The organism is Aureimonas glaciei, assembly GCF_014643375.1.
GTDB lineage: Bacteria > Pseudomonadota > Alphaproteobacteria > Rhizobiales > Rhizobiaceae > Plantimonas > Plantimonas glaciei.
This window is the reverse complement of the sequence record NZ_BMJJ01000031.1, coordinates 1-1,409: the sequence shown is the minus strand read 5'-3', so window position 1 is coordinate 1,409 and position 1,409 is coordinate 1. Positions and strand designations below refer to the sequence as shown.

Annotated in this window: 1 protein-coding gene; it reads right to left on the bottom strand. The window is 61.8% G+C overall.

The genetic code is table 11. The features are described 5' to 3' along the window. A partial coding sequence (locus IEX88_RS26610) for a site-specific integrase (RefSeq protein WP_505625261.1) occupies window positions 1–1,409 on the bottom strand: 1,409 nt, incomplete at both ends.

Here is a 1,409-nt window from a genome sequence, read left to right as displayed (position 1 = left end):
AGAAGACAGATAGGCCGAGGCTCGAGATGCCCCGTGATCGACGGGTATTTGACGAGGTGGCTTTTGATCAGGGGCAGTCCCGCCACGTTCGTATAGCGAAGCTCGGTTTCGGAGCCGCCGAGCCGGCCGGAAATGTCGTCGATGACGGCTGAGTCGACGCCTGCCTGTTTCAGGGTGTTGGCAAATCCGTGGCGGAGGGCATGGATCGCACGCTTCCACAGGTCCTCAGAAAACTGCGGCGACGCGTTCACCAGGGGGACGAAGTCCTTGTAGAATCGATCCCCGGGATCGTTCGTCTTCAGCAACGGCGAAAACAGCTCCGGAAAAAGCTGCCGGTGGCCAAGTTTGCGGATGGCCTCGACGTAGTCGAGAAATCCGAGGCGCAGAACTTCGGACGGGATCGGAAGCGTTCGATCAGACTGAGCGTTCTTGATGTTGCGAAGATCGTTTGCCCGGATGTGGATGGCCGGACCGTTCGGCGTATCCAAAATGTCCTCCGTGTTCAGCCCGGCAAACTCGAAGCGGCGGGCCCCGAGGTAGGTGAAGAGCATCGGAAGATAATAGACGCCGGAATGGAAGACGGCGTCACCGGGCAGTTCTCGGTGCGTTGCATCCTGGCAGCCGGTAAACACCGGCAGGTCGAAGATCGGCCGCACAGTCTCAGGCGCAGGCTTCGCCTGCTTCAGGCGCAGCGTGCCAGCTTTGGGCTTGCGAGGCCGGAGACCCTTGAGCGACCAGTCAGCCAGAGCGTAACCGCTGGCGCGGACATGATTGAGAAAAGTATCGAGGTTGCCGAGATGCTTTCGGATCGTCGCCGCCGAAAGCCCAACGGAGGGGCGTGCGTTTCCCAACCGTTCGCCGCGGGCAACCTCTTCGGCGGCGAACGCCCGCAGCGCTGCGGGCTTCATGGCGCGTTGCCGCGCGCTTTGCCCATAGCGCGTCGGGATGTCGTTCAGATGCTGCCTAAGAGCGGCGACATGCTCCTGACCGATCTCGCCTGAATGCTCGACGCCATGCTCTTCCAGAATGTCCCGAAACACTCGTACCAGCACGCGAACGTCACTGGCCGTGTCTGGTGCCCAGTTTTCCTTGTTATTCTTACAAAGGTCGTCGCACGAATTCTCGAAGCCGCTGAGGAAGAGAACTCGGCCAGTCGGCGCCACGGCCTGATGGTCGCTTAGTTCAGCGGAAATGATTTCCGCCGGAAGCGAGACAGGCGCTGCCGTCGGCGGAATGGCGCGGTCGGCGGATCGCTCGACCACGTTGACGGCAGCATCGGTGCTGGAGCCGCGAAGAAAGGGCTCGGCAATGATCTCACGCTGCGTTGAGGCGGAAGGCGGCGCCTCCGTCGCCGCGTCTGGTGCAGACACGAATGCCAACCCGACGCGCTCCTCTTCCGGCAGCGTCGT